The 25,400-nt window shown below is 51.0% G+C and carries 22 protein-coding genes and 2 pseudogenes; 10 read left to right on the plus strand and 14 right to left on the minus strand.

Annotated features, from left to right (window positions below; all coding sequences use genetic code 11):
- Positions 1 to 384, plus strand: a 384-nt coding sequence (locus ACT3TY_RS04725) for an integrase core domain-containing protein (protein ID WP_444627490.1), incomplete at its 5' end; no start/stop codon positions are given.
- Between the two features lie 444 nt (positions 385 to 828).
- Here ACT3TY_RS04725 and ACT3TY_RS04730 read toward each other — a convergent pair.
- Positions 829 to 1,485 carry an SOS response-associated peptidase gene (locus ACT3TY_RS04730; RefSeq protein WP_096277108.1) on the minus strand — a complete coding sequence of 219 codons (657 nt, stop codon included), beginning with the start codon at positions 1,483 to 1,485 and terminating at the stop codon, positions 829 to 831.
- Between the two features lie 427 nt (positions 1,486 to 1,912).
- Here ACT3TY_RS04730 and ACT3TY_RS04735 point away from each other — a divergent pair, with 427 nt between their 5' ends.
- Positions 1,913 to 2,362, plus strand: coding sequence for a LexA family protein (locus ACT3TY_RS04735; protein ID WP_225734540.1), 450 nt, complete (start codon positions 1,913 to 1,915; stop codon positions 2,360 to 2,362).
- A complete protein-coding gene (locus tag ACT3TY_RS04740; RefSeq protein ID WP_096277112.1) occupies positions 2,359 to 3,633 on the plus strand; it encodes a Y-family DNA polymerase in 1,275 nt (424 codons plus the stop codon). The genes ACT3TY_RS04735 and ACT3TY_RS04740 overlap by 4 nt, the downstream gene beginning before the upstream one ends.
- Before the next feature lie 467 nt (positions 3,634 to 4,100).
- Here the strand turns inward: ACT3TY_RS04740 and ACT3TY_RS04745 are convergent, their stop codons facing one another.
- Genes ACT3TY_RS04745 through ACT3TY_RS04755 form a run of 3 tightly spaced genes read right to left on the minus strand, consistent with a single transcriptional unit; the run spans position 4,101 to position 6,513 of the window.
- Entirely contained in the window at positions 4,101 to 4,544 is a 444-nt protein-coding gene (locus tag ACT3TY_RS04745) for a TIR domain-containing protein (RefSeq protein WP_096277114.1), read from the minus strand.
- Between the two features lie 9 nt (positions 4,545 to 4,553).
- The gene (locus ACT3TY_RS04750) at positions 4,554 to 5,984 is read right to left on the minus strand and encodes an SIR2 family protein (RefSeq protein ID WP_192526915.1); all 1,431 of its coding nucleotides are present in this window, start codon (positions 5,982 to 5,984) and stop codon (positions 4,554 to 4,556) included.
- A 34-nt stretch (positions 5,985 to 6,018) separates the two neighbouring features.
- Positions 6,019 to 6,513, minus strand: coding sequence for a toll/interleukin-1 receptor domain-containing protein (locus ACT3TY_RS04755; RefSeq protein WP_096277120.1), 495 nt, complete (start codon positions 6,511 to 6,513; stop codon positions 6,019 to 6,021).
- Positions 6,514 to 6,808: 295 nt separating this feature from the next.
- On the opposite strand from ACT3TY_RS04755, the gene ACT3TY_RS04760 reads away from it, so the two are divergent.
- Complete coding sequence (locus ACT3TY_RS04760; protein WP_086961195.1) at positions 6,809 to 7,138, plus strand: hypothetical protein; 330 nt, start codon at positions 6,809 to 6,811, stop codon at positions 7,136 to 7,138.
- Positions 7,139 to 7,451: 313 nt separating this feature from the next.
- Here the strand turns inward: ACT3TY_RS04760 and ACT3TY_RS04765 are convergent, their stop codons facing one another.
- A complete protein-coding gene (locus tag ACT3TY_RS04765; RefSeq protein WP_096277122.1) occupies positions 7,452 to 8,444 on the minus strand; it encodes an IS30 family transposase in 993 nt (330 codons plus the stop codon).
- 231 nt (positions 8,445 to 8,675) lie between these two features.
- Between ACT3TY_RS04765 and ACT3TY_RS04770 the strand changes: the two genes are divergently transcribed.
- Both ACT3TY_RS04770 and ACT3TY_RS04775 read left to right on the plus strand, forming a co-directional pair.
- On the plus strand, positions 8,676 to 9,674 hold the full coding sequence (locus ACT3TY_RS04770) for a DNA-processing protein DprA (RefSeq protein WP_086961193.1): 999 nt from the start codon (positions 8,676 to 8,678) through the stop codon (positions 9,672 to 9,674).
- A gap of 38 nt (positions 9,675 to 9,712) precedes the next feature.
- A complete protein-coding gene (locus ACT3TY_RS04775; RefSeq protein WP_192526916.1) occupies positions 9,713 to 10,849 on the plus strand; it encodes a hypothetical protein in 1,137 nt (378 codons plus the stop codon).
- A gap of 103 nt (positions 10,850 to 10,952) precedes the next feature.
- Here the strand turns inward: ACT3TY_RS04775 and ACT3TY_RS04780 are convergent, their stop codons facing one another.
- The 7 genes and pseudogenes from ACT3TY_RS04780 to ACT3TY_RS04810 form a co-directional block, all read right to left on the minus strand.
- On the minus strand, positions 10,953 to 11,240 hold the full coding sequence (locus ACT3TY_RS04780) for a hypothetical protein (protein WP_096277124.1): 288 nt from the start codon (positions 11,238 to 11,240) through the stop codon (positions 10,953 to 10,955).
- Between the two features lie 112 nt (positions 11,241 to 11,352).
- On the minus strand, positions 11,353 to 13,137 hold the full coding sequence (locus ACT3TY_RS04785; RefSeq protein WP_096277126.1) for a hypothetical protein: 1,785 nt from the start codon (positions 13,135 to 13,137) through the stop codon (positions 11,353 to 11,355).
- An 87-nt stretch (positions 13,138 to 13,224) separates the two neighbouring features.
- A pseudogene (locus tag ACT3TY_RS04790) lies at positions 13,225 to 14,073 on the minus strand (YifB family Mg chelatase-like AAA ATPase); the annotation flags it as partial.
- A gap of 137 nt (positions 14,074 to 14,210) precedes the next feature.
- Entirely contained in the window at positions 14,211 to 15,092 is an 882-nt protein-coding gene (locus tag ACT3TY_RS04795) for an ABC transporter substrate-binding protein (RefSeq protein WP_193054106.1), read from the minus strand.
- A gap of 141 nt (positions 15,093 to 15,233) precedes the next feature.
- The gene (locus ACT3TY_RS04800) at positions 15,234 to 17,351 is read right to left on the minus strand and encodes a TonB-dependent siderophore receptor (RefSeq protein ID WP_444627492.1); all 2,118 of its coding nucleotides are present in this window, start codon (positions 17,349 to 17,351) and stop codon (positions 15,234 to 15,236) included.
- 111 nt (positions 17,352 to 17,462) lie between these two features.
- On the minus strand, positions 17,463 to 18,386 hold the full coding sequence (locus tag ACT3TY_RS04805; RefSeq protein ID WP_444627494.1) for a helix-turn-helix transcriptional regulator: 924 nt from the start codon (positions 18,384 to 18,386) through the stop codon (positions 17,463 to 17,465).
- A 199-nt stretch (positions 18,387 to 18,585) separates the two neighbouring features.
- Complete coding sequence (locus tag ACT3TY_RS04810) at positions 18,586 to 18,960, minus strand: accessory factor UbiK family protein (protein ID WP_444627495.1); 375 nt, start codon at positions 18,958 to 18,960, stop codon at positions 18,586 to 18,588.
- 352 nt (positions 18,961 to 19,312) lie between these two features.
- Between ACT3TY_RS04810 and ACT3TY_RS04815 the strand changes: the two genes are divergently transcribed.
- The 3 genes from ACT3TY_RS04815 (at position 19,313) to glnK (ending at position 21,447) form a co-directional block, all read left to right on the plus strand.
- A complete protein-coding gene (locus ACT3TY_RS04815; protein ID WP_172116897.1) occupies positions 19,313 to 19,651 on the plus strand; it encodes a P-II family nitrogen regulator in 339 nt (112 codons plus the stop codon).
- A 46-nt stretch (positions 19,652 to 19,697) separates the two neighbouring features.
- Positions 19,698 to 20,945: an ammonium transporter gene (locus tag ACT3TY_RS04820; RefSeq protein ID WP_193057139.1), complete on the plus strand. Its 1,248-nt coding sequence runs from the start codon at positions 19,698 to 19,700 to the stop codon at positions 20,943 to 20,945.
- Between the two features lie 163 nt (positions 20,946 to 21,108).
- Positions 21,109 to 21,447, plus strand: a complete 339-nt coding sequence (gene glnK / locus ACT3TY_RS04825; protein ID WP_027337179.1) for a P-II family nitrogen regulator — start codon at positions 21,109 to 21,111, stop codon at positions 21,445 to 21,447.
- Between the two features lie 155 nt (positions 21,448 to 21,602).
- Here glnK and ACT3TY_RS04830 read toward each other — a convergent pair whose 3' ends face one another.
- Positions 21,603 to 22,379 (minus strand): ferredoxin--NADP reductase, encoded by a 777-nt coding sequence (locus ACT3TY_RS04830; protein WP_087110558.1) that lies wholly within the window; start codon positions 22,377 to 22,379, stop codon positions 21,603 to 21,605.
- Positions 22,380 to 22,545: 166 nt separating this feature from the next.
- On the opposite strand from ACT3TY_RS04830, the gene ACT3TY_RS04835 reads away from it, so the two are divergent.
- Positions 22,546 to 23,472 (plus strand): LysR family transcriptional regulator, encoded by a 927-nt coding sequence (locus tag ACT3TY_RS04835; protein WP_087110560.1) that lies wholly within the window; start codon positions 22,546 to 22,548, stop codon positions 23,470 to 23,472.
- Positions 23,473 to 23,476: 4 nt separating this feature from the next.
- Here the strand turns inward: ACT3TY_RS04835 and ACT3TY_RS04840 are convergent.
- Positions 23,477 to 25,323: pseudogene (locus ACT3TY_RS04840) on the minus strand (methyl-accepting chemotaxis protein).
- Positions 25,324 to 25,400: the final 77 nt, after the last annotated feature.

Below are 25,400 nucleotides of genomic sequence, written 5' to 3' on the forward strand. Positions count from 1 at the left end.
GGGATGTTGATGTCTTACAGTCGACCGAGAGTAAGCAACGACAACCCTTACTCGGAAGCGCTGTTCCGTACCGTCAAATACTGCCCAGCATGGCCCACCAAGGGCTTTACATCGCTGAGCGCGGTACGAGAATGGATGTTGGTGTTCGAGCGGGCTTACAACGAACAGCACCTTCACAGTGGCATCCAATATGTCACGCCAGCTGACCGGCATCGTGGCGTTGATCGAAAACGCCTTGAACGTCGTAAAGCGGTTTATGAAAGCGCTAAGCGTCGCTATCCGAAACGCTGGTCGGGCAGCACCCGAAACTGGGAGGTCACTGGTTCAGTGTCGCTTAACCCAGGGAAAGTGCAGGAAATCGAGCGTAATAAAAAGGCTGCTTAAGTGCAGCCATTTGGACAACTGGGTTGAAAATCACCGCTATCACCACGTGAGCGGACGCCTGGCAACTGCAATATCTCATCGACAGTTAACCAATCGCCGCTTTCCATCACGGCTCGACGCGCTCTTGCTTCCATCTCAGCTTCGCGCAAACTAGTTGGCGTGGTCATAATCTTAGGCACCCTTATTTTGGGTATGTACTCTGGTCCATTATCCTGGGGGCTATACTAATAAGTTAGCCGTCGCGGAAGTGATCGTCGTGGTACTTGAGGCTAGCCATGCATAAGCGGCCGATGATGGATAACGTCTAACCACCTTACGGTGTTCAACCTACCAGTGAGATAGCTTTGTTGGCTCCTCACTTTGAATTTGTTCTTCCTTCCTATGGCTACAACCTAGCGGATAGATAAAAGCGCTGGAAAACTATCAATCTCAAGATCAGAAACGCTAGAGAGGATTGATCAGCTCATCACCTTGTCCCTCGGAAGGTTTGTTAACAGCCGTGCTAACCGGCCAATGTTCAACTAGTCCCGCATCGATATGCCGCACCATGCTGCGGATTGTCTCTTTATCCGTCAGGTCAGTAGCAAGCCAGTGTTCAAGACTGTCGTCGTCCAAAATTAACGGCATCCTGTCATGCACATCGGCAGCACTGCCTCGAGCTGGCTCGGTGAGAATGGCACATCCTAGACCTCCATCATCCCGTTCTGCGTAGATAGCGGCGAAGTATAGGGGCTCTCGATCCCTTCGGCACAGATAATGAGGCTGCTTAGGGGGCGTGTTCTTGATCCATTCGTACCATCCGTCAGCGAGTACGAGGCACCGGTGTTTAGCAAATGCCGATTTGAAAAAGTTATTAGTCGCAACGGTTTCAACTCGCGCATTTATGGGTTGCGTGCCTTTCCCTTTGGCCCACGATGGGCGAAATCCCCACCACACCTCTTCAAGCGTGGGAGCAGAGTCCTCAGACGCCTGCCGTATGCTCGCGATCCAGGTACCCGGCGCCACATTGTAGCGCGGTCGAATGTCGCGCTCAGACATAACCGCACCGACCTTTTTGGTCAGCTCAGGTATCGGGGTGAATAAAGCAAATCGTCCGCACATAGCTGCAGGATAGACGAGAATTGGCCATCCAAGTCAGCCTACGCACCAAAATCGCGGTGCCCTCATCTAACCACCGTCAAAATAAGGTGGGCTTGCCAACACGATAAGACCAACGAATGAAGAAGAGTGCTTGCGATTCACTAGGCTGATCGCTTATTGTCAGCCCTTAATACTGTATATATTAACAGCTATATAGGGAGGCGCTTATGAGCAAGAAAACTTACCCACGGTCTATGCAACGGCCATTCAGTAGTCCCCGTACTCTTCCAGTTATCGTTGGAGGATTTCCTCTTCAACGGGATGATTTGAGAGAGGAAGGTACGCAGTTGTTGGCGGTTTGGGGGACTGAACAAGACGCGCTACTCGCACCGCTTGAAAACATTGAGGTGCATCTACCAGGCACATGGCGAGCGATGGGGAGCATGGCATGAGTATGCATTTCACCATTCTTGGACGCGTCGACACCATGGCTCGACCGCTAAGGCTGCCTTTAGCGGGTGGCGAAGTCCGCGCTGGTTTCCCGAGTCCCGCAGACGATTATGTCGAGGTCGAATTAGATCTTATTGCCCATTTGATTAAGCACCCTAGTGCAACGTTCTTTCTGCGAGCCAAAGGCACCTCCATGGAAGGCGATGGCATTAAAGATAATGCGTTGTTAATTGTCGACCGGTCTATCAATCCTCAGCCAGGCCATATCGTGATCATGAGCGTGGACGGCGAGCTGACGTGTAAAAAGCTAAGCATCATGGGCAGTCGGCCGTATTTGGTGGCCTCTAACCCAGAGTTTAAGCCCATCCCTCTCACTGGGCATGATTGTCACAATTGGGGTGTGGCCACCCATAGCATCCAACCGCTAGCACCCGGTTTCACCGTATGATTGCCTTGGTCGACTGCAATAATTTCTATGTCTCCTGCGAACGAGTCTTTGCTCCCAGGTTGGAAGGCCAAGCTGTCGGCGTTTTGTCGAATAACGACGGCTGCGTGGTCGCGCGTTCGCAAGAAATCAAAAACTTAGGTGTGGCAATGGGAATGCCTGCCCATCAGATTGATCCGCATATTCGTCGACAATGCACATTGCTCAGCTCAAATTATGCGCTTTACGGTGATATGAGCAGCCGCGTTACTGATGTTCTCTCACAGCATACGCCTCACGTGGATGTATATAGCATTGATGAGTCATTTCTATCGTTTGAGGGCTTTGAACCAGACACATTAGAAGAACGATGCCAATTAATGCGACAGCAAGTTAAGCGAGATACAGGTATTCCGGTTAGCGTTGGCTTAAGCACTAGCAAAACGCTTGCAAAAATTGCCAATCACCGCGCTAAAAAAGAAAGTGTTTTCAATGGCGTGGCCATGATGGACCCTAACAGCAGCGACACCCGGGAATTCCTGGAGCAGCTACCCGTTAATGAGATATGGGGGGTAGCAGGTCGCAGTGCAGCGCGGCTTCATACTCTAGGCATAGAGAATGCTTGGCAGCTGCGCACCGCCAGCTCTAAGCATTTGCGGCGCCATTTCAGTGTGGTCATGGAACGTCTGGTTTATGAGTTGAGGGGCGAAAACTGCATATCACTCGACGACATGAGCCAACCAAAAAAACAGATCATGGTGTCCCGCTCCTTCGGCCGGCTCACGACGAACAAAACCGATCTGCACGAAGCCCTACGCGTGCACGCATCACGTGCTGGTGAAAAGCTACGACGACAAAACGGCTTGGCGCAGGCATTGATGGTGTTTGTTCACACCAATCGCTTTCGGCAAGATCTGCCGAGCTACAGTAAACGGTTAGTAATACCGCTACCTCACCCCACCGATGATAGCCGCGAGCTCATCAAAGCTGCCATGGCAGGGCTAGAAAGAATTTTTAAAAAAGACATCTGGTACCAAAAATGCGGGATTATGCTCATTGATTTGTGCGATCACGACAATGAACAACTAGGGCTGCTCGCCGAACCGATCAGTGACGAGAAACGTGCTCGTAATGAAAAATTGATGGCCACGCTCGATAAGCTCAATCGCGAACACGGAAAAAATACCGTCCGGATTGGCATGCCTCGCAAACAGAATGCTTGGGAATTGCGTTGCGAGCACCGTACACCACGCTACACCACACGCTGGGAAGAGCTAGCAGTGGCCAAAACCTAGAAAAGAGCTGCCATCCCTGGCACTCCTACCTCTTTTCACTACCAATAATCACATCCCTGTTGTGACGCATTCGACGTGCTAAAGCGGCGATCCTGGGCGTCACACTTTCACCCTAGCCTTTATCAAGCCATTTTTATGTAAGCGATTGACCACAGCGTTTGTAAGCAATGGCTTACAACAATCCGTTATGCAATGAAACTAAAAACGATTGGCGATATGTGTGCCACTAACCCAATTGGCAGCAACTAAGCCAGTGGTACTTCAGCTTATTCTGATGGATGGCAAAGACACCTGATCCGATTCAGGATAATTCGAGCAGTTAGCACGTGACATTTTTCCGCTAAAACAAGGGTTCAAACGCAGGATCGCTTGGTGAATAGGTCCCCTGGTAGCCTGTATGATTTCAGGCGGGGCATCAGAATTCATCTTCGTTAATTAGCTCAAAGGTGTGGTCGCTTAAATATCGCTCAAGGTTTTCCAGCAGCCTTGGCGGCTTCTTCAACCCATACTCCAAGGTTTTCACGACCATTATCTGTATTCCAGCGGTAGTGCTTGTATCCTTGGATCTTCATGCCGCAGAAGTCACTTGTTTGTTTATTGAAATCTGGGATTTTACTAATATCTATAGTCAACAATCCGTTGCCCCGTTTGATACTTTTCTCTATTTCGTATTTTACCCATTTACTTTTATCAGTATTGGCACCTATAAGTACGACTGTCACAGTCGTACCGATAAGCTGGGCATCTATCCATGCTTTTACCGTGCTATCACCTGTGCGCTCTAACTTCTCGAACTCTGCTTTGTCGATGAATCCAACTTTAGGGTTGGCATTGATCACGTTACTGTTACGGACATTCATCGCTCTCAGAACGTCGTCGTACTGGAAACTAAAGAAAACCTTTCTAGCCATGGGGACACCTTAGATGAGCCGTAAGAGGAGGAGGATGACTTCTTGAGCGCGTTCAAGTGATGTAGATTTATCGCCTAGTTCACCCAACAAGGGTGTAATCTTTTTACCATTCTCGTGCTGAGATTCTTGATAAGACTTCATAACCTCATTCCACAGTAATTTCGACATCGAGCCTGTAATACCTACAGGAATTACAAAAACGCCTTTCGCTACAGCGATATCGAATTCTTCACGCATTCCGTCAGAAAGGATTAACTCGCCATTTTCCAGCTTATTGCCAAACATAAAAATAGCAACGCCTGCATGAGCGAGCATATTGCGTCGATATTCTGTCCACAGTTCCTTCAGAGGCCTTTCCCCAGTCTTGCTTTGTGGAAAGGGCCTAAGAATTAACTGGTCGTTGTCGAGACGGCCACCATTCATAACAGTTTGTTCAAGCACGCCAGTGATGATTGCGCTACCTATACCGAGGCCAAACCCTGAGATCACTCGGTACTGTTCTTTGCAAATGGCCCTGCTCAGATGATAAACGAATTGCTCTGATTCAGCCTTGCACCACGGGTTATAGTCATGAGCAGCACCAGAGATAAAGATTGTATTTCTTTTGTGGCGATGCTCGATGGCACGCAGAATGTCAGTAATTTCAGAAAACTCATCAACATAAACGGCTTTGATCCCTACACGGAGCAGCTCTCCTGTGAAAAGCTCTTCCTTACGTTGGCGATACTCGAAGTCAGCAAGGTCTTCATTCTCTCCCTTGCTAGCTCTTCTCAGGATGCAGTAGTGCTGTCGTTGATCTCGAGTAAACTGAATCCTGACGCGGCTAAGAATATATTCTAGATTAGGGTCGGTGAAGCTGAAGCCGAGAAAGAGGAAGGTTTTAGAAACCAAGTCACCGCTTAAAGCTGTAATGAACGGCTGCATATTGACGTGGTAACGCTCATAGTCATCGCGAGTCAACACCGCGTCAGCGGCATGCTCGATGTCACCATGCATCTTATAAACAATTGCATCACGTTTCGGCCGTGTCGTTGCCAATTGCTTATTGGTATGTTTGATGTCAGCTATCTTTTCGTTTTTTTCAAGCGCCGTTTCGATCAAACGATCATAATTGGTTGTCCAGTAGGTCGGAATAGGCAGCCTTGCCAGAATCGCGTGGTTTTCAGTGGGCTCCGCCGTCATTGAGAACTCAGTCACCAGTAGCTGATTGAGTTTTGCTCGGTTGGTCGCATTGACGTTTGTGTGGTATTGCGCCAACGTAACTAGATCCCATTCTTTATCGACGTCTAAATCAAGCTCATCAGCTATTGGCTTGAGCAATGACTTCCAGTCGACATAACCTGCTGCTCTTGAAAAGCCTGCACCCGCAAAAATAGCCAGATTTCCTTCTTCTAGCTCTTTTGAAAGGGTGTCAACGAGCCGTAACTGATCACGTTTCATTCTGAGCTTCCCGTCAGGTTTTTGTAAGGCATAATCAGATATTTCTCAGCCAACGACTGTGCCCTTGAAGGTCGTATAGGGCTAATGCTCCGTTTGGTGTGGTGTCGATACGGGAATAAAGCTGTAAATATTCATTGCCATGATGACGACCTGATGAGTCGACGGTAGGAACGATGACGATGTTATTGAGATTCTTCTTTCCATCAGCGTAACCAATCTCCCAAGGGCACCATCGTGATGACATGGAGTTCTCAGTAGCCAGGAAAAGGAACCAATTGGCATGCACAATGGCATTCTTGATTCGCCTTGCGGTTTCTGCATCAGGGCGTTCCGGCATCTTTTGGTCTTGCCAATCGATGTAGATATCCCACCCTTGTTCAATGAGCATTTGCTGAAGGCCTAATGCTTGCTGGTTATCTTTGTGACTATGGCTCAAGAAAGCAGTCGGTCGACCGATGCTTGGTGATGAAAAAACCCGTTGTTGCTTACGAAATGAAGCATTGCTGAGCTCATATTGGTAAATTGCCATACGTTACCATTCCCTACTATTTCTTAGTGTTTCAAGGGAAAGTGTCATTATTTTCATTCATTCGCAAGCCGTTTCTGAGCGTATTCTGATAGCGGAAGCGTTCAGCGTAATAGGCGGCGATGAAAGGCTTAGTGAATCCTGTTAGGCCTAACCGGGTGCTGTACGAAATAGCGACTACCACCCTCATTGGGGTTCCATCATGATCTAGTGGCAGCCAATGGTGTAACCGGATCATTCAATTCTTCAGATTATTGGGCCTGGGAGATAGATGATTGAATAATGTAGGAGAATCAAAATGAAAATTATTGAAAAGGTGGAAATCGATTCCGTCACCGATGTGATGTGCGATGTATGCCTATGCTCCACTCGGGTAGCGAATGTTGGGCTTGAATTTGCGACGCTCCAAGCTCATTGGGGATACGGGGCTAAGCACGATGGCGAGCGCTACGAACTACATCTCTGTGAGAGTTGCTTTTTTGGCACAGTTGCGTACCTAAAACAGGAGCGACGTATACAAAATTTATTCAGTGAGGAGGTTGGGATAGAGGCTAACGAGCCGAACAGCACATTTGGCCTAGTTGCATCAGAGGATTATTTTCGTGACGACGTCGGAAGCAAACTCTAATCATGATCTGCTCTGAAGTGGCCAATAAAGCGCTTTTAGCGCGAGGCTGTTGGACATTTTTGAGCAAGATGTGTCGTAAAAAAGAGTCAGGGCGGGCCTTGATCAAAGGCCATTGTCACTACCGGATGCGCCTTCTTGGCCTGGGTAACATGAACTAACTAGGCCGTATTGTTGTAGGCATGAAGCTGCCTTCGTCATTTAACAATATTGCTAATATCTGTCACCCATGGGGGCTTATGGGCTAGGGTCATTACTGGCATTGCCAAGAATACAAAAGTTCTAAATTGCAGTGGAATGACCTTCAGTCCTGGATTCAACTAATAAGTGCAGCACCTGCGGTTTCTAGTGCTCCTGAGTATTCACCTAAGAACACCTGGGCTGGGGTTCGGTATCCCAGCCGCTTTCTTGGTCTATCGTTTAGCTTATTGACGACACTTCGTAGCTCGGCATTGGTCACTTTGCGGAAGTCAGTACCTTTAGGAAAATACTGCCTAATCAGACCATTGGTGTTTTCATTAGTACCACGCTGGCATGAGCGGTACGGGTCGCAAAAATAGGTCTTAGCCGAGACGGCCTTGGCAACTTTCCGGTGCTCAGCGAATTCCGACCCATTATCCAAAGTGATGGTGTGCACTGCCCCTCGGCGTGGTGCCAATAACCGCGTCATTGCCTGAGCCGTTCTAGTGGCGGTGATTGTTGGCAGCCGCGCTGCCAAGAGGTAGCCACTGCGTCTTTCGACCAGGGTCACCAGTCCAGATTCTTTGTGGCCCTTAAGCACCGTGTCGCCTTCCCAATGTCCGATATGGCGCCGTTCTTCCACCTTGGCAGGGCGCTGCTCAATGCCTACTCGGTGCGGGATTTTGCCTAACCCCGCCCGCTTAGCCAATTGGCGCTGGTAGCGCCGCTGGCGTGGCAGTCGGAGCCGTTTCCATAATGTTCCACCGTGCTTCTTGTCGTCCCAGATTAACGCATAGATCCATTGATGGCTTACGCAGGCCCCGTTGGCATTGGCCATGAAGCCACTGATTTGCTGAGGGCTCCATTCGTCCATCAATTGGTCAGTGACCCAGCGAATCAGGCTGGGCAGCCGCTTCGTCACTTTCCAGGCAGTGCGTCGGCGCTGATCACTTGCCGATTGAGCCTGTTCAGGCGCATAACCACTGGTCAGACCGTTGCGCTTTATCTCGCGACTAATGGTGCTGCTATGGACACCAATGGCCTTAGCTATCTTTCGCTGGCTAATGCCGGTCTCAAGATAGGCAAAAATTTGGTATCGTTGGATCTGGGTCAGTTGTCGGTATCCCATGCTCTGCTTCACTTTGGTAGGTAAGGCAGAGAGGGTACCGGCGCTGGCCCTCCTGCCTCTACCTTGTGGTCCAAAGTGCTGCGCTTATTCTATGAATCCAGGGTACGTGCTTAATAAGAAAAAGTGACGTGAAAGGTACGACTGGCGTAGGCAGGTTCTTCTGCGCGAACCCGAATTCAAGTAGTCTCTACTATGGATAACGAAAAAAGCGGCTAACTGGGAATGTAAGGCATGGATCGTGGTGCCAATTTTTGGCGTAATGAAGTCGTAGCTTTTCTTGCGCTATCGACTATCAAAGGTGTTGGGTACTGGACGCTATTTCGTCTGATGTTGCCCGGGAAAGGGTTCAAAGACTTTCTCAAAAATTCACCGATTTCTGTTCTTGAAAAAGAGCTGAAGGTATCACTTTTGCTGGACGGTGAAAGTCCTGAAGAGTGGCAGCATAGAGTCTGGGAGGCTGGCCTTCAGCTAGCCAGGGAACTGGCCAAATATAGAGCACGGCTAGTCTTTCGGGATCAGGAGGAGTTCCCAGGCAGGCTTAAAGAAATTGAAGATGGGCCGCGCTGGCTATTTATCCAAGGGGATATTCGAACCCTTTATAATCGTCCAATTGCTGTTGTGGGCACTCGTAAGCCTTCAAAGGATGGTGAGTTCTTGGCTCGCTACGTTGTCGCAACACTTGCACATTCAGAGAGAACGGTAGTATCTGGCCTCGCTTTTGGCATCGACCAAGTTGCTCATCAGGAGTCTCTCAGGTATGGCTTGCCCACAGTGGCGGTTTTAGGAAATGGAATATTCCTTGATTACCCCAAAGGCTCTCAAGAGATCCGTGAGAAAATTTTGATGAATGGCGGGGCAGTCATAACAGAATACCTGCCACATCAATCTTATTCTGGTGAGAACTTTGTGAGGCGAAATCGAATCCAGGCAGGCCTTTCTGAGTTTGTTATTCCAGTTGAATGGAAAATAAAGAGCGGCACAGCTCACACTGTTGAATATGCTTCAAAATACCAAAGAAAAGTGGTCAATATATTCCTGCCAGGAACAGCAAAAGCCCGACCAGAAATGGTTTTTTCGGAGCGTGCACGTGGCGCAACATCGTTTGAGATACCTAGAGAAACCGAGCAGCTTATAGCGCTACTGGATTTGGATACCTCCTCATTGCAAGTGGATTCCGAGCAATCAGAAGATATCGCGACCGAACCAGTGCAACAGAATTTAGAAATTTAGGTAGTTCCTAGTCACTTTAACAATATGAAAAGAAGCCTATGTTGATAGTAACCTCTCCCAGTGCGCTGCTAATTAATGGTGACCCCGATCCCTCTATTGCACAGGTTTTGATAGAAGCAGCTCAAAATAATCATAAGGTTGGGATTGTCTCAAATAACGCCAAACCGGGTTGGTTTGATGAGTTATTTGCCGAAACCGGTGTAATATTTAAGCAAGAGCTAGGACGGCAAAATGGAGGGATTATTAAAAGAACTGCCGAAAAGCTAAAAATCGCGCCGCAAGATGTCTTAGTGCTAGTTGGATCGCAAGCTGACATTGCCATGGGTAAGAATGGTAAAGCGGTTATGGTTGCAGCCGGTTGGTCAAATGACCCAAGAGTGTCTGAGCTCGGTATTCAAGTGGATTGTGCACGTTCTCTTAAGGAAACCCTTCGATTAACTTCGGAGTGGGATGGCAAGTGGTGGTTCAATGGCCAAGGCGCTTCGTATTCTGTACATGCTCTTTCAGATCTATCTACTTTCGGAAAAGACTTTGATCAAAAACAATTTCGCGCGCATCTAACTAGTACTATAAAACAAGGGGGGCCTCGATTGAATGCCTTACTTGCAATGGTTGCGAGATCTCTGCTAACTCAGGGTGTTGACTCGTTTCCAAAGCTTTTTTGGGGAGTGTTTCCTTCGTCAGCTAGCGATAACAGTGATAGCGAGGTACTCAGCGATTTTACGCATCGCTTAAGGACAACTGTATCAAAAGTTCGTATGGCGAGAAAGGGAGAGCCCTTGTTTGTGCGTCATAAACCATCAACTAAGCGGTCGTCAGCTGGTTCAAGAACAGATCGACTTGATCCCACCGAACAGATAGAAACTATTCATTTAAACCCTAAATATCGCGGTAACCTCACCGGGCGTAATGTCATAGTGGTAGATGACTGTACTACTCATGGGGTGTCTTTCGGTGTAGCCGCCGCACTTTTGCGTAAAGCAGGCGCTAATTCTGTCACATGCATTGCACTGGGTAAGTTTGGTAGATCTCTGAGGGACTATCAGATTGATATTACCTCAGATCCATTCCAACCACTCAATCTAGCGAAAAACGCTGTTATAAAAGATAATCCTTTTTTTGTGGGGCACGAAAATAATGCTGCACAAGAAGCGCTTAAGGGCTTGTTGGGCTAGATAGGTCATTAACTTTTTTGTAAAGTAATTATAACCTTACTGTGACCTGCCACTTGAAGGTTTAAATCTAGGCAGGTCACTTACTCTTATCGAAACAAGGAAGTTACCCGCTGACCGGCGTAACTCGTGTTGCTTGTCTCGAAGCAATCATGTTCGCGGGACGCTGAATTTCACTCAGCGTAGCGTCGTCTAAAAGCCCTTCTTCGCGTACAAGATCTAGTACTCCTCGCCCGCTCTGTAGTGCCTGTTTGGCGATTCGTGTTGAGTCGATGCATCCCACATAGCTTCGCTGGATATCTGTCTCTTCTGGCACGCAGAGGCTGACCAAATCGTCGCATAGTGAATCTGGCAGGATTGTTTGAAGGTGCAAGAGGGCAATGCTGTTTAGCATGAATTGCGGCTTTCGGAAGGGCTGCTAAAGTAGCCTCTTACAAAAACCGCCCTCTGGATGACGTCTTTCGGTACGTTTCACCTAGCTTATATATTTTAAATTACTTTAGTCTTTATTCGCCTGTGAGCGTTCTTAAAGCTTTGGTGAAGCTTACATGGTTAAGTGGCTTTATAGATGAACTGCTATCTTGCTTTTTATTATATGCGTGTACCCATGTTTTCATATCTAAAACACCCGAAGAAGCTCGAATTTTACTTTCAGCTCCTTTTAAATTTCCACGGAAAAATGCTATGTGGTTTATAACTTTTTTGATAGTCGCTTGATGGTTTTCTTCTGTTATCTCAAGCAGTAACGCACAGTACCCACCCTCATTTTCTCTACATTCAATTTCAAGAAGAAATACTCTACTTCCGCTGTAGTCAAAATGATAAACTAAAACGCTTCTATGTTTTGAAAGTGTTAACGTGGTCCATTTGTCCCTTCTGTGTTTTTTTTGATACTCGTCTATAACTCTTTTGGGTAATGGCCAAGTCAGAATGTTATCTCTAAACAGACCGCCTTCTTGTGGCTGATAGCAGAAAAGATTACTTATTATTTTTTTATTGCGAAGCAGATTCAACATTTTCTTTAACTGCAAAAACCTATAAGGCATGTTTGTTTGGCCGACCTGTTCCGCAGAAACCTCCTTTGTTTCTGTATTTCCATGCGTCGGTAATCCAGAAGTGCCATACTTGAAAAATTGATTTTCAATAGGCGTTACTTTTCCTGTAAGGTATTTATAACTAACCTCTTTTTCAATTTTTTTTAATTCTGGTTTGTTTTTCCAAGCAACCCCTAAAGAGCTGATTTCATCAAGCCCAGAATTCGCTGCAGGATCTTCTTTAGAAGAAATCGCTAAATCATCATTTGGGCTGCTGTTGTTCTGACTGCCATTTGGCCAAGGCTTATCTTTATCTGAATCTATAGTGTCTTTGCCTGTCTCGCCACTATTGTCGCGACCATGGTGGATTGTCAAGTTACTAAAAGGCCACGTTGCTGAGATTATCTCCAAGCAAAGATATTTGTTAGGTTCTGATTGTATTTGAACTGCACGTACAGAAAATTTAAAATTGTTAACTAGAAAAGGAATGCCTGCATATATATAAGACTCACCAGTAGCCCTTAAGGCATTAGCATAAATAGCATTAGCTGCTTGAATGCCATGTTCAGAAATAGTGAGATTCGCTGCATTATCAGCAAACTTATCCTTAATTCTCTTTCTTAAAATTACCAACCATTCGTCATCGGAAATTGTTCCAGTTTTTTGTATATTAACAATTCTTTCCCTAGTTGTTGCCCATGGCCCCGTTGTTAATGCTAGTGCGAACTCAGAAGAGGGTGCCATGAGGGCCCTAAAAACTTCGTGGCAAGGGATTATATAGGTACTTTGTGCTTGCTGAATTACAACGCAGTAGCTGTTAGAAAAGTCTTTTCCAAGATTGTATTCTGACTGCCCTATCCAACGGTATGGGAATTCATCTTTCCACCAACTTGGCCTTTCAGGCATGATATCGTTTGCTTTAACAATTCTAGAACTGTTATCTGTTAAATCTGCATTAATATTAATAGTTTGAGCATTAGCGCGACCAATTAGGCGCCCATTTTTGTATATGGTACCTAAAACAAGCTCTGGAACTATTCCCGTATGTGCGCGTACCAGGATCTCTTCACTCAGGCTGGCAGGCTTGCAGATTTCTTGTTTGTTTGGGTTCGAGCTTACTGGACAAAGCTTGACGCCAACAGAGGGGGTTGATGTTCGTCCCTCATGCGATTGGTACCCATCTACCCACCGTATCATCCAGTGGCGACCATCGTGAGGAAATTCTTCAAAATTAGTGATTAGATTTCGACTAGCCATGCAAATATTAGCACCTATTTTTTTCTTAAGTGCAGTATGCCAGTCGTGCAGTTTTTTGTTTAGTCGTTTTTATTAATGTAATTCACAGCCACCGCCCACCAGCGCAGCGGCGCTGGCGCTATGATGCGGTTGGCGAAATGGGCGCTTGCCCCAGTCAGCATCCAGCGACAGCCCACATACCGAGCGCACGGCGGCGACCGCCAAGGCGTCTTCTTCTGAAAGCGGCGGTAGAATGCCCGGCAGGCGGCTGGCCAGCATGGTTTTACCCGTGCCAGGCGGGCCTGCGAACAATAAATTGTGGCCTCCCGCCGCGGCGACTTCCAGCGCGCGACGCGCCTGTTGCTGGCCGCGTACATCGGCTAAATCGGCCATTGGCGTGGTGGTTTTTACTGAGGCGGGTAGGCGGTGGGGCAGGATTTTCTCCTGCCCAAGTAGGTGAGCAACGACCTGCCAAAGCGTATCCGCTGGTAGTACCGATAAGTCACCGGCTAGTGCGGCTTCGTCGGCGCAGGCGCGAGGAATGATCAGAGCGTTTCCGGCCCGGCGCGTTGCCAGCGCGAAAGGAAGCATACCGGGTACGGCGCGCAGCTTGCCGTCCAGCGCCAATTCGCCCGCGCACTCCATGCCTTCTAGCGCGTCTACTGGAATCTGGCCTGAGGCCGCAAGAATGCCGAGTGCGATGGGCAAATCGAACCGGCCTCCCTCCTTGGGAAGGTCCGCAGGCGCCAGGTTGAGCGTAATGCGCCGGGTGTTGGGAAAATCAAACCCGGCATTAACCAATGCGCTACGCACGCGTTCACGACTTTCCTTGACTGCTGTTTCGGGTAACCCAACCAGCGTAAGCCCCGGTAAGCCGTTGGCAAGATGTACTTCTACATGGACGGCTGGTGCATCCAGGCCCACGCCCGCACGCGTGGCCACAATGGCTAAGGTCATTCCGCTTCCTCGCTTATTTCCTAATTCTACTTGACGTTAGCGGTTAACTTAACGCAACTAAGAAAACTTTGATAGCAGGCAGGGTTTTCAGCGTTATGATTTTGGCGGGAATATGACGCGAAGTGCGAACGTCATTTCTAAGGAGTGGGCTGGTTGTGGCGGGAAAAGTCATCCAGGGCGGTAGCCAACACACGGGCAAAGCGCTGGGCTGAGGGCAGTGCGCCAAAGCTCCATACGGGTGGCAGGCGCAAAAAGTTGCCGCTTTGCACAACGGGCAGCTGTTGCCACAGGCCACTTTCTGCCAGCTCTTCTTCTACGCCCATGGGCACCGGGTCAACAATTACCAGCGTCGCTTCTGAATAGCGGGCAAGCACTTCGATACCTGCTAAGGCGAACCCCCAGGCGTTGGTGGGTTGGTCCCAGGCATTGTCCAGGCCAAGCTGCTCAAGCACCGCATTGTAAAGGCTGTTATCCCCGAAGATCCGCACATGGCGTGCATCCATAAACTGCACCATCAATAGCGGTGCGGTGTCAGGTTGCGCTTCACGTAGTGATGCCATTAGCGTCTGTGTGTCGGCAATTAACTGTTCTGCCTGGGGCTGTCGCTCGGTGAGCTCACCCAGTTGGCGCGTTAATGCCTGGATTTCCTGCCAGGTATCGGCGCCGGGAGAGTAAAGCGGAATGGAGGTTACCGGTGCGATGCGCTCCAGACGAGGCGTGAGTGCAGCAAACATCGGCGAGATCAATATCTGCTCGGGAGCCAGCTGGGCCAACAATTCAAAATTGGGCTGGGTGCGCAGCCCAAGGTCGGCCACACCTTCTGGAAGTCGCGGCTCGCCGACCCAGTCGTAGTAGTCCTTCTGTTGGGCCACGCCGCTGATCGGCGCGTCGATAGCCACCAACGTCTCGGCAATGGTCCAATCCACCGTGGCAAACTGGGCATGGGCGCTGGTAAATGCTAGCAGGCTGGTGAGCAGAAGCGCGGCTCGGGCGAAAAAAAGCGTCACGGTACGGCGCATGAGAAAGAGCCATTTTGAAAGAAGAGCTTTATTTAAACGATAATCTTTCTTGCTTGCAACGCCGTGCAGGCTTGTCGTTAGCTAAACCCCGACGACGTGTGGTTAAACAGGGCGACGGGGCTCAGCGGCTCTCTTAAGTGTTTAGAAACGGTAGTGAACGCTTGCTGTAATCCCGCGCTCAGCGCCAAAGTAGCAGTAATCCAGCGAGTTGCATGACGCTACGTAGGATTTATCCAGTACGTTGTTGACGTTAAGGCGGGTTTCGACGTCGTTAACGCCCACATGGCTGAGGTCGTAGCCGATGGTGGCATCGACCAGCGTGTAGTCGGGTACGCTTTCGGTATTTGCGCGGTCTGCGGCGATATCCGCGTAATGCCTCACACCAACGCCTACATCCACGCCGTTTAGCCAGCCGCTGTTCGCTTCATAATGTCCCCATGCCTGTAGCTGGTGCCGGGGCGAGTAAATCGCATTGTTGCCCTGGTTGCCGTCGTCACTTTTAGCGTAGGTAATATCGGTAAAGCTATAGCCTGCCTGAAGCGAGAGCGTTTCGGTCAGTTGGGTCTGGGCTTCCAGCTCAAGTCCTTGGGATTCAATTTCACCCACGGCGCGGTAAGGGTCAGAGGGCTGCTCTTTGGTGGCTACGTTTTCCTGGCTGATATGGAAAATGGCCGCGCTGTACTGGTTGGCGCTACCGCTGGGTTGGTACTTCACCCCGGTTTCCCACTGCTCGCCTTCCATGGGCGAGAGCAAATCGCCGCTTTCATCCACAAAGCTTGTGGGCGTAAACGCGGTGGAGTAACTCAAGTAAGGCGCTACGCCGTTATCGAATAGATACACCACGCCCGCACGGCCGCTAAGTTGAGTATCGTTTAACGAGCTTGAAGCGTCGGTATCCTTGTTCGTGTTATCAATGCTTACCCAGTCATAGCGTCCGCCCAGCGTGAAGCGCCAGTTATTAAGCGCAATTTGGTCCTGTAGATAAACACCGGTCTGTTCAATGTTATGTTGTTCCCGAGTAGGGGCATAAAATGCGACGGGATCATCGCCATAAACGGGCTCAAAGGCGTTAATGGGCTGGAAGGCACCGGAAGGCCATGACACGTTGTTTTCGCGCTGCTGGTAGTCCACGCCAAAGAGCAGTGTATGCGCCATAGCAGCGCTATCAAATCGAGCTTCAAGCTGATTGTCGATGGTCCATGCTTCAAGGGACTCGTCGCTGCCGGAGTAATAGCGGGTTAACTCATTGGAAGTGGGCGATGTCCAGCCAAAGCCATATACCTGATTGAGTACTACGTCCGAATTCAGGTAACGCAGCATCTGACGGCCAGTGACCTGGTCATTAAAGCGGTGCTCAAGCGAGTAGCCGAACATACGCTGGGTGCGCTCGTAGGCGTCGTAATCTTCTTCTCCGTCAAAGAAATTATTGCTGATTTTACGCCCATTGCGGGGTGTTACGGCACCTTCATAAGGCACGCCGGAGTGATAGCCGCCTTCAGGTTCATCCTGCAGGTAGGCTTCAACCGTTAGGCTGGTGTCGTCGGTCATGTCCCATGTCAGGCGTGGTGCGATGGCGTAGCGCTGCTCTTCGGCGGACCCGAACTGGGTGTCCGCACCGCTGGCAATACCCGTTAAGCGAAATGCTATGCGCTGCTGCTCGTCAATCGGCCCGGTGAGATCGAACGCAGCGCTACGCTGGTTATTGTTGCCCACTCGCAAGCGCAGCTCGCCGCCTTGCTCAAACTCAGGACGCTTGCTGTTCAGCGCTACCATGCCGCCCGGAGAGGCGCGGCCATAGAGCACGGAGGCAGGTCCGCGAACGACTTCGATGCTTTCCAAAAACCAGGGGTCGATACGCATCGAACTGTGGGAGTTGGCATCGCCCATCACTTTCAGGCCATCCAGAAACGTATTGCTTAAGCTGCCATCGGAAAAGCCGCGCAACACTAAATAGTCGAAGCGGTTTGAAGCGCCCACCTGATTGGAGTAAACGCCTGGCGTGTAGTCGGTTGCGCGCTGGACGGTCGTTACGCCACGCTCTTCCATCTGCTTCTGGGTAATGGTTGACACACTTTGCGGCGTCTCGATAAAGGGTGTTTCTACCTTGGTGGCAGCCTGCTGAGCAGTGACAGTGACCGTCGTTAACTGATGAGCAGCATCCGGTGATGTTTGGGCGTAGGCGGCAGATACCGAGCCGCCTGCCAAGGCAATGGACAGCGCAAGGTGGCGATAGGAAAAGCGGTGCGGGAGCATAAGCATGACAATAATTCTCTACCGGTTATAGTAATGAGAATTATTGCTTTTTAAGGGTCTGTTGAGCTATGCAATATGCCAAATCAGCTATGCGTTATGCCAGTGTTGATGATGCGCTTAATGTGTTTTGGCCCTGCTGCTCACTTCTGTTGGCGCAACACCGAAGTGGCGTTTGAAAGCCGTCGTAAAATTGGTGGCATGGCGATAGCCACAGGCATGGGCTGTCTGTTGAACACTATAGCCTTTTTCCAAGTGGCTGTAGGCTTGTTGAAGCCGACAGTGGCGTAAGTGATCAAAAATTGAGCAGCCGTAAAGTGCACTAAATTTCTGGCGCAAGCTGCTGGAGCTCATCGCCGCACGACGAGCCAGGCCGCTCAGGCAGTAATCGGTCATTGGGTTATTGCGCAGCTCGGCATGCAATTGAGCAAGCTGTTCGCGTTCGCGGGCTTTGATGCCTCGTGCAGGTTTACCCTCTCTGGCAGGCGGCGCGGGTAAGCCGTGCCCAAGAAGCTGTAGGGCAAGCCCCTGCCAGACTAGTGAATGCCGCCAGTCGTCCAGTGGCGCTTCGCAACTCGCGCGTAGCTGAGCAAAGAGTGTGGAAGGTGGCGCCCAGGCATGCAGCTGAGGCGCTTGAGCGCTAGGCAACGCATTAGGAATTGTGGCCAGTACCGCAATATTGAGGGTACGCAGCCGTGGCTGTGCCGGTTGTTCAACGATCAACGGCGCCTGCGGGGTAAAGTGCGCGCAAAGTCCCTGCCCCGCGCCTATAGTCAGCCGCTTCTGGCCTTGGGCGATGTCAATCCAGCCTTCCAAAACAACACTTAGAAACCAGGGCACTGTCTGCGTGGAACGTGAGGCGTAGCGTTGGCGTACTTCAAGGTCGGAGAGTGTGAGATGCAGCGCAGAAGAGAGCGGCAAATCACTGACGCTGCCTTGGGCAATGGGATCGTCAATTCCCTCCCCGGCATACAGGTAGTCAATGCCGAACGTTTGGCCCAGTTGGCTAAGTGTCGATGGCGTTAACGACGTAAAGGTTGGCATCAATAAGGACCCTGCGGCTTGGTAATCCAGTGATCAACCCAGCGAGAAAACGCCGCCCAAAAGAGCGACGCTTGAAAAGAGGAGCGGTTCGTGGGTTATCCAGAGAACGCGTAAATCATCGTGATCCTACCATCAGTAGATTAAAACGCAATGATAGGTGTTCTCATTTTGGTGGCGGCAGGCGTTACCAGTGCTGTGCTTATGTATCGCTTTTCTTATCGTCGTTCAGTGTTCTGCTGGCAGCCGGTTTTGGGGCAGCGGGCGTATCGGCGTTGGGCTGAGCGCTTTCAGCGGCCTTAGTGGCGACTGGCAGGTGCTTCTCAGGCTGATTCGCTTCCATCGTAGCTTCCAACTGCGCTACTTGCCTCTCCAGGGCTTCTACCCGCGAACGCGTGCGCTGTAGAACGTCCATCAGGATATCGAAGTCTTCCCGCGATACGAGCTCCAGCCGATCAAAGGCACCACGAACCACCTGTTGAACGCCTTTCTGAATATCTTCGGGCGCTTGTGACGCATTTTGTAAGCGGTCGCCAATCTGTTGTGCCAAACGGCTAATACGATCCTGGGGCGTCATGGTTCTCTCCTTAAATAATGATGCTTTAAAAGTGGGCACTATTTTAAGGATACGCAACCCGCCGCCAGTACGCATGTATTGCGTATGGCATTGGCGCATTTATTCGTTTATCTCGTCGCCCAATCATGGTGCGCCAACCGTTCGTGCCGGTTCTTTTTTGGTGCAATCGGTTGCGCCCTACGCCTTTCGCGATCTTGGGGTGTGCGTAAAAGCGCCTTATTTTTTGTTAAGCCACTAAAAATTAAAAAGAAATTGGCTAATGGCACGGTATGCGCATTAGTAGAGCATCGCCATTTTCAGCGGCAATGCCGCTAGCCATCTAGCAGGACTTATCCAGCAGGAGAGATATGGGATGAAACTCATCACCGCCATCATTAAGCCATTCAAACTTGACGATGTTCGCGAAGCACTGGCCGACAACGGCGTGCAGGGCATTACCGTGACAGAGGTAAAAGGTTTTGGGCGTCAGAAAGGGCATACCGAGCTCTACCGGGGTGCTGAGTACGTGGTCGATTTTCTGCCCAAGGTAAAAGTAGAAGTAGCGGTTGACGATGCGCGCCTGGAAAGCGTGATGGATGCCATTTGTAATGCCGCTAACAGTGGAAAAATCGGCGATGGCAAAGTATTCGTCACGCCGCTCGACGATGTTATCCGAATTCGTACCGGTGAACGCGGCGTTGATGCCGTTTAAACAGGGGCTTACCGGGCTACTTCGTAGTTCAACGGGGAACTAACAAATGAACGAACTGGCTGATCTGAGCTACGCGCTCGACACGTTTTACTTCTTGATGTGCGGTGTATTGGTCATGTGGATGGCCGCAGGCTTCTCCATGCTTGAAGCAGGCATGGTGCGCGCTAAAAACACCGCTGAAATTCTGACGAAAAACATCGCGCTGTTTGCGATTGCCTGCACCATGTATCTGCTGGTGGGGTATCACCTCATGTACTCCAGCGGCGAAGGCGGCTTCTTGCCAAGCCTGGGCTTTCTGCTGGGTACTGAGAACAGCGTCGATTCAGTGCTGGCGGGTGGCGAAGATGCGCCGTACTACTCCATGCGCGCTGATTACTTCTTCCAGGTTGTCTTTGTGGCTACTGCCATGTCGATTGTTTCCGGTGCGGTCGCTGAGCGCATGAAACTATGGGCCTTTTTGGCCTTCGCTGTGGTCATGACCGCCTTTATCTATCCGGTTTCTGGCTACTGGACGTGGGGTGGCGGATGGCTGAGCAGCGTGGGTTACTCGGATTATGCTGGCTCGGGTATTGTTCACATGGCAGGCGCTGCCGCTGCTCTGGCAGGCGTGCTGATTCTGGGGCCGCGTAAAGGTAAGTACGGTAAAGATGGCGCTATCCATGCCATTCCCGGTGCCAACATGCCGTTGGCAACGCTGGGTACGTTCATTTTGTGGATGGGTTGGTTCGGTTTCAACGGTGGCTCTGAGCTAAAAGTCTCGGATATCGAGTCGGCCAACAACGTCGCCCAGGTGTTTGCCAATACCAATGCGGCCGCTGCTGGCGGTGTGATTGCCGCGCTGGTCCTGGCCAAACTGTGGTTCCGTAAAGCGGACCTGACCATGGCGCTTAACGGTGCGCTGGCTGGCCTGGTGGCGATTACCGCTGACCCGCTCTCGCCAACGGCATTAGGTGCCACCATTATCGGTGCGGTGGGCGGTGCTATTGTGGTCGTAGCGATTGTATCGCTTGATAAGCTCAAGCTGGATGATCCGGTCGGTGCTATTTCCGTTCACGGCGTGGCGGGTATCTGGGGCGTGCTGGCGGTGCCTATCACCAATGATGGCGCGTCCTTCAGTGCTCAAATGATGGGTATTGCGGGTATCTTCGGTTGGGTGTTTCTGACAAGCCTGGTGGTCTGGCTGGTGCTGAAAGCCATCATGGGCATCCGGGTGAGCGAAGAAGAAGAGTATGAAGGCGTGGATATCGCAGAATGCGGTCTTGAAGCCTACCCTGAGTTTAGCGTTAAGAAATAAGCATAATACTAAGCAAGTGAGCTGGCGTGCTCCTTATGGCCTTCCTTTCGGGGAAGGCCTTTTTATTCTCCGCCTGTAGCGGTGTATGCTTAGCACCAGAGGTGGCTGGCTTTCGCCGCACCCAATAGACAAGACAATGGCCACCAAGCTAGAGGATGTCTCAATGAAATTGATCTCAGCCATTATCAAGCCGTTTAAGCTTGATGACGTACGCGAATCGCTCTCCGATATCGGCGTGCAGGGCATTACTGTCACAGAAGTAAAAGGGTTTGGTCGTCAAAAGGGCCACACAGAGCTTTATCGTGGCGCTGAGTACGTGGTGGATTTCCTGCCCAAAGTGAAGCTGGAAGTCGCTGTCGATGACGATATGGTTGAGCAGGTAATTGATGCGATTACCCAAGTCGCCAACACGGGTAAAATCGGCGATGGTAAAATCTTTGTGATGCCGCTTGAGCAGGTCATTCGTATTCGTACCGGCGAAACGGGTAAAGACGCGGTTTAAGCGGGTGAAGGGTGAGTCGTGAGGGATAAGTAGTAAGTCATGAATCAAAGCCCTGCGGAGTATCTCCGCAGGGCTTTTTATCAGCGAGTGACGTATGAGAGGGCAGTGATCAGGTTCGGCTATTCATACCTCGCTCTTCACGCCTCGCCAATCCATCACTTCTCAACAAACGCACGCTCAATCACGTAGTCACCAGGCTCACCCATGCGCGGTGAGATATTCAGCCCCAGCTCATCCAGCAGCGCGCTGGTGTCATCCAGCATTGCGGGGCTGCCACAAATCATGGCGCGGTCCTGGCGCGGGTCGATCGGCGGAAGGCCGGTATCCTCGAAGATTTTACCGCTGCGGATATGGTCGGTTAAGCGACCCATGGTATGGAACTCTTCACGGGTTACCGTGGGGTAATAGACCAGCTTATTGGTGATATCTTCGCCCAGATACTCGTGGGCAGGCAGCTCTTTGGTAATAAAATCAGCGTAGGCCAGCTCAGACACTTCACGCACACCGTGTACCAGCACGACTTTCTCATAGCGCTCATAGACTTCCGGGTCCTGAATCAGGCTCATAAACGGTGCAAGGCCCGTTCCGGTCGAGAGCATATACAGGTTGCGACCCGGCAGCAGGTCGTCGCACACCAGCGTACCGGTCGGCTTACGGCTGACCATGATTTGATCGCCTACTTTCAGATGCTGTAAGCGTGAGGTCAGCGGGCCATCGGGCACCTTGATGCTGAAAAACTCAAGGTGATCTTCATAGTTCGGGCTGGCGATGGAGTAAGCACGCATTAGCGGTTTGCCGTTCACTTCCAGACCGATCATGACAAACTGGCCGGTTTTAAAGCGCAGGCTGCGCTCACGTGTAGTGCGGAAGCTAAACAGGGTATCGTTCCAGTGGTGAACGCTGAGAACTTCTTCCAGAGCAAACTTACTCATACCAATGTCTCCCTATAGCGATGCTGGCAGGAAATCACAGCATCTATATTCTTTAAAAGAATAAAAAATCATGAAATATGTTGTCATCAATTCTAAGTAAAGGTGGTATATCTGTTAAGCGAATTATATTGATAACACTTATCTTTAAAATCGATATAGGCCCTGTATGCACTATACCCTCCGGCAATTGGAAGTCTTTGTCGCGGTCGCTCAGCACGAGAGCGTCTCGCAAGCGGCGCGTGCGCTGGCCATGTCTCAATCGGCCACCAGCACGGCGCTTGCCGAGCTTGAGCGCCAGTTCGACTGCCAACTGCTTGACCGCATGGGAAAGCGGTTAAAATTAAATGCGCTGGGCTTTCAACTGCTGCCCAAGGCGGTAGCACTGCTTGATCGCGGCGAGGAGATCGAAGAGCTTCTTCGTGGCCAGCAGGGCGTTGGGGCGCTGGACGTGGGGGCCACACTAACCATTGGCAACTACCTGGCAACGCTTCTGATCAGTGATTTTATGCAGCGTTACCCCGGCAGCCGGGTGCGCCTTTCGGTGCGTAATACGCGCCATATTATTGAGGGCGTGCGCCAGCACTCGCTGGATCTGGGCCTGATTGAAGGCCAGTGCGATGACGAAATGATCATCAGCCAGCCTTGGGTTGAGGATGAGCTGTGTGTTTTCTGCTCGCCGCGCCACCCACTGGCGGGAAAAGAGCACCTCGAACTTGAACAGCTGCTGCGCGAAGACTGGATCATGCGTGAAGAGGGGTCAGGCACCCGCATGACACTAGAGCACGCCGCACGCCACCGGCGCAGCCGGTTTAATACGTTGCTGGAGCTGGAGCATACGGAAGGGATTAAGCGGGCGGTAGAGTCGGGGCTTGGCATCGGTTGTGTCTCGCGGCTAGCGCTACGCGATGCCTTCCGGCGAGGAAGCCTGGTACCGCTTCCCACGCCGGAGCTGGATCTAAAGCGTCAGTTCACCTTTATCTGGCACCGCCATAAATACCTCACCACGGGCGTGCGTGAGTTCCTGCGCCTGTGTCGTGAAATGACCGCAGGCGCTAAACGCAGTGACGATATTGAGCTGCCGCCGGTGCCTTAAGTGCTCAATGCTCGGTCACCGCGTTGGGCGAGTGCAATGCCAGGGGCGCTGATGCGTGCTGCGATAATTTAAAGCTGCCAATGGTGGTGGCTAAATGATCGGCCTGCTCTTTTAACTGCTCGGCGGCGGTGGTGGACTCCTCCACCATAGCGGCGTTCTCTTGGGTCATGCGGTCCAGTTCGGCAACCGCGATGTTGACCTGGTTGATACCGTCGCTTTGCTCGCTGGTGGCCGCTCGTATCTCTTCCAGTACGTCCGAGACGCGCGTGATGTGGGCCACAATATCCTTCATGGTGGTCCCCGCATTACGAACAAGCGTAGTGCCGTTATTGACTTTGCTTTGTGAATCTTCAATCAGTTTTTGAATATCGTTGGCCGCTTCGCTGCTGCGCCTGGCAAGCTTGCGTACTTCCTCGGCGACCACTGCAAAACCTCGTCCATGTTCGCCTGCTCGGGCGGCCTCCACAGAGGCATTCAGCGCCAGCAGGTTGGTCTGGAAGGAAATGCTGTTCATCAACGTAACGATATCACCGATTTTATCGGACGCTTGGGTAATATCTTCCATGGTGGTGACTACATTCGCGACCACTTGGCCGCCTTCATTAGCGACTTCAGAGGCGGTTTGCGAGAGCTTGTTGGCTTCTTGAGCCGAGGCAGCGGTGTGCTGTACGGTACTGGTGATCTCTTCAATAGACGCCGACGTTTGCTGCAGGCTGGCCGCGGTGTTGTCGGTGCGGCGGGATAGGTCCTGACCACCCATGGCGATTTCATTCGCTGCATGATGCACCGATACGCTGCTGGTGCGTACATCGATCAACACAGCCTCCATTTTGCCGACAAAACGGTTGAAGGCACCACTTATCTGGGCGACTTCATCACGCCCATGTTCTGGCAGTCGGCGGGTCAGGTCTCCTTCGCCGCTGGCAATATCGTCCAGTGCATCCCGTGCCCGCTCAAGGCCAGAAAAGGTGCGTTTGAGCCACAGGCTTAGCAGCAGCGTCGTCACGGCGATGATGACCAGCAGGGTGATCAGCGAAGAGCTTAGAATGGCGCGCAGGCCAGAGGTCGCTTCATACTCATCAAGCGCGACACCTAGTTCCCAATCGGTACCGGCGATTGATGTTGCAGACAAGCGTTTGGTCTGGCTGCTAACGTCAATAGGCTCCCAGATGCCCCGGGTAGCGCTCAGCCGTTGAAGGGTACTAGGCGTTAAGGCATTGCTGATTTGGCTTAGCGGTTCAAGCGTTAGCGCTGCATCAGGGTGCGCAATCACCGTCTCGCCACCGCTACTTAGAAAAGCGAAGCTTGAGGGGGTGGGTTGAATAGCGTTGACCTGGTTAACCAGATTATCAATCACCACATCACCGCCGATGACACCGTAAAGACGGCCGTCGCGTTTGACCGGTGTTGCGAACGTAACGACCAATTGATTGCTGTTGGCATCCACGTAGGGTAGCGAAACGATAGTGTCATCCTGGGCCACCGCCGTCTGGTACCAGTCGCGCTCGCGTGGGTCATAATCATCACCGGGTATCCAACCATCGGACGAGAGAAGGCTGCCATCAGGCTGGCCAAAAAACGCCGCCAGAAACCCGCCAGATTCCGCTAGTTGCATCAGCGGCGCTTATCCATCACCGGCGTGCGCGCTGCCTCCAGCATGGCTACACGGGCGGTCACCCACTCCTCAATGGCCAGCGCGTTACCCTGTGCGATGGATTCGAGCTGTTGGGCAACCTGCTCATCGTTATGAGCTTGTAGGGTCGAATAGTTGACAAAAGCGTTGATGGTTAAGGCCAGAGTGATCACAACCAACGTAATCACCAGAATGCGCAAGCGCAGGGACGACAGCATGAGTAGAGCCTCATTAATAAGGAAGACAAGGGAGAAGGCTTCGTGCATCCATCCAATACGGCGGCGATATAGCAACC

The organism is Halomonas sp. AOP22-C1-8 (assembly GCF_052378905.1).
Classification (GTDB): domain Bacteria; phylum Pseudomonadota; class Gammaproteobacteria; order Pseudomonadales; family Halomonadaceae; genus Vreelandella; species Vreelandella citrativorans.